The sequence below is a fragment of the Actinosynnema sp. genome, assembly GCF_052038725.1.
The window spans coordinates 1-2,919 of record NZ_JBQGCX010000696.1; the positions used below are offsets into that span (position 1 = coordinate 1).

At 73.8% G+C, this 2,919-nt stretch carries 4 protein-coding genes; 3 read left to right on the forward strand and 1 reads right to left on the reverse strand.

The genetic code is table 11. The features are described from left to right. The first annotated feature begins 69 nt into the window (after nt 1-69). The 3 genes from ACTUAL_RS14600 to ACTUAL_RS14610 all read left to right on the forward strand — a co-directional run bounded on the left by ACTUAL_RS14600 (nt 70) and on the right by ACTUAL_RS14610 (nt 2,000). Nucleotides 70-459 carry a nuclear transport factor 2 family protein gene (locus ACTUAL_RS14600; protein WP_440900624.1) on the forward strand — a complete coding sequence of 130 codons (390 nt, stop codon included), beginning with the start codon at nt 70-72 and terminating at the stop codon, nt 457-459. Nucleotides 460-490: 31 nt separating this feature from the next. Continuing rightward, on the forward strand, nt 491-1,465 hold the full coding sequence (locus tag ACTUAL_RS14605) for a helix-turn-helix transcriptional regulator (protein ID WP_440900625.1): 975 nt from the start codon (nt 491-493) through the stop codon (nt 1,463-1,465). A gap of 94 nt (nt 1,466-1,559) precedes the next feature. Then, nucleotides 1,560-2,000: a hypothetical protein gene (locus tag ACTUAL_RS14610; protein WP_440900626.1), complete on the forward strand. Its 441-nt coding sequence runs from the start codon at nt 1,560-1,562 to the stop codon at nt 1,998-2,000. On the opposite strand, the gene ACTUAL_RS14615 is transcribed toward ACTUAL_RS14610, so the two are convergent. Then, nucleotides 1,957-2,679, reverse strand: a complete 723-nt coding sequence (locus ACTUAL_RS14615; protein ID WP_440900627.1) for a TetR/AcrR family transcriptional regulator — start codon at nt 2,677-2,679, stop codon at nt 1,957-1,959. The two genes, ACTUAL_RS14610 and ACTUAL_RS14615, sit on opposite strands and share 44 nt — an antisense overlap. Nucleotides 2,680-2,919 lie beyond the last annotated feature (240 nt).

Consider the following 2,919-nt stretch of genomic DNA (forward strand, 5'->3'; position numbering starts at 1 on the left):
CACAACGTGTCACACTCTCCCGCGCAGACTCCTCACATCACCGGAACGTCGAGCGAGGAGCAGGACGACATGAGCGAGAAGAACGGCGCGGCACTCCAGACGGCGCTGGCGCACTTCCAGGCCGTGCGGGAGCGCGACATGGACGCGGCGGCGGCGCTGACCTCCGAGGAGGTCGTCCTCAAGGCACCCACCGGCGAGTCCACCGGCAAGGCCGGTCTGCAGGGCTTCTGGTCGCGGTTCCTGGTGCACACCAGCGAACTGCGGCTGCTGGCTGCGTACGGCGACGACGAGGGCGCGCTGCTGCTCCAGGAGGCGACGACCACCCCTGACGTCGTCATGACCTTCGCCGAGCACCTGACCGTCACCGACGGCGAGATCACCGCGGCCACGTACGTCTTCGACCCGCGCGCCTTCAACGCGGCGCGCGCGGCCGAGGCGCAGGCCGCCGCCAAGAGCTGACCACCGGGACCACCGGGCACGAGGAGGACGGGTGCGAGCCGACCGGCTGCTGTCGATGATGATGCTGCTCCAGTCGCACGGCAAGCTGTCGGCGCGCACCCTCTCCAAGCGCCTGGAGGTGTCCACCCGCACGGTCATGCGGGACGTCGCGGCCCTATCCGCGACCGGCGTCCCGGTCTACACCGAGCGCGGACCGAACGGCGGCATCGCGCTGCTGCCGGACTTCCGCACCGACGTCACCGGCCTGACCGCCGAGGAGTCCAAGGCCCTGTTCGTGCTGCTCACCGATCGCGCGCACGCCGACCTGGGCCTGGCCCCCGCGCTGCGCTCGGCGCTGCGCAAGGTGATGGCCGCCCTGCCCGAGAACCACCGCGGGCAGGCCGAGGCCACCAGCAGACTGGTGCTGGTGGACCCCGCGCGCTGGCGCGGCACACGGGCGCCGGCCCCGGACGCGCTGGCCCCGGTCCAGGAAGCGGTCTTCACCGGCCGCCGCCTGCACCTGCGCTACCGCGATGGCAAGGGCGCGCTGACCACTCGCACCACCGACCCGCACGGCCTGGTCAACAAGGCGGGCACCTGGTACCTGGTGGCGAGCCACCGAGGCGCGCACCGCCTGTTCCGCCTGGACCGCGTCCTGTCCGCGACGGTCCTGGACCAGCAGGCCCAGCACTCGCCCCACGAGCTGGCCGACCTGTGGGACCAGCTGCGCAAGCGCGTCGACGAGGCCCCGGCCCAGCTCGTGGCGACCGTGGCCGTGCGCCGCCCGCTCCTGCCCCGCTTCCTGGTGTTCCACGCCCAGGACCTGGAGGGCGACCCCGAGGACCTGGACGAGGACCGCGCACTGGTGCGCCTGCGCTTCCGCGCGGTGCCCGCGGCCACGACCCTGCTGTCGTTCGGCGCCGACGTGGAGGTGCTCGACCCACCGGAACTGCGCACCGAGCTCGCCGCCCGAGCCGCGGCCGTCACCGAGCTGTACCGAACCGACCCACCACCTCCCGCCTCATGACCCCGTTGCACGCCAGGGAACACCCCGCCTCGCACTGCACCAGCCCACCGCGCCTTGGATGATGGGTCGTCCACCCACACCCCAGGGGGTCCGGATGCGAGCGCTCGGCACGGCGCTGCTGCTGTCCGCAGCGCTCACCACGCCCACCACACCCGCCGCCCCCACTGACCCCGCAGGCCCTGCGGCCCCCACGAGCGCGACGGTTCCCACGAGCGCTGCGGCCCCCACCGCGCGGCTCGGCTGCCTGCTACCGCCGTGCGGCGCCCTGGAGAACCGCACGCCCGCGCGGATCACCGTGCGCTGGGCCGACTACGGCAACGGCTGGTCCTACGGCGCCGTGCCACCGTGGGGCCGGATGGGCGGCTGGTGGCACGACCGGATCGACGTCGACTACTTCCTGATCGACGCCGGGTGCCGCGCCACGACCTCGGGCTGGGTCAGCAGCTTCGGCCCAGGCTGGTACAAGATCGGTTCGGACGAGACGGTCGTGCTCAACGGCCACACGTGCTCGACGGCCCCGACAGCCGCGCGCTGACCGCCCGCACCAGCAGCTCGACGGTGTAGTCGAACTCCCGGTCGTGATCGCACCGGGCCAGGTGGGGCGCGGCGGCGACCAGCCCCGGCAGTCCCAACGAGGCCAGCACGGCACGCCTGCGGGCGATGCCCACCGGATCCGCCGTGCCCAGCTCGGGCCCCGCGGACACCTCGCGCAGCAGCGTGCCCACCACGGCCGCCAGCAGCGCCCGCAGCAGGTGGACCGCCTCCTCCGGTTCGATCCCCGCCCGCAGCAGCACCGACAGCGCCGCCTCGATCGGCGCGAGCCCGGCCATCGAGGACAGCTGGCGGGTCAGCACGAGCGCGGCCACGCCCGGATGGGCGAGCGCGCCCCTGCGGAACTCCACCGCGATGGCCCGCAGGTCGTCCTCGGGCACACCCGTCGGCTCAGGCAGCCGGATGCCCAGCAGGACGTGCTCGGCGAGCGCGTCGAGCAGCCCGTCCTTGCCCTCGACGTGGTTGTAGAGGCTCTTGGCGTCCACGCCGAGCCTGCGGGCGACGCTGCGCATCGAGACCGCCGAGACCCCCTCCGCGTCGGCCACCGCCACAGCGGCGTCCAGGATCACCGCCCTGGACAGCTGCGCCGCTCCCTTCGGCGGGCGTCCACGGCGGGCGCCCGCGGGTGTGGCGGGCGGGGTCTCCACAAAAGGGGCGCTCACGCCCCCAAGATGCCCCCCCATGATAAAAACCACAAAGGGGGTTTAGCGTGCCCGCCGATCGGTCCCTTCCCACCTCCTTCCACCACTCGTCCTCGACAACAACGCGCCCACGCGCCACCGATCCGCCCGCACCGGCACGCTATCCCTCCCGACCGCACGCGCCGCACGGCGCGACGCAGCCGGGTGACCGCGCCCGGAGCGGCGGACCGGCCACGCGGGCCGGGCACGACCGGGCGGCCC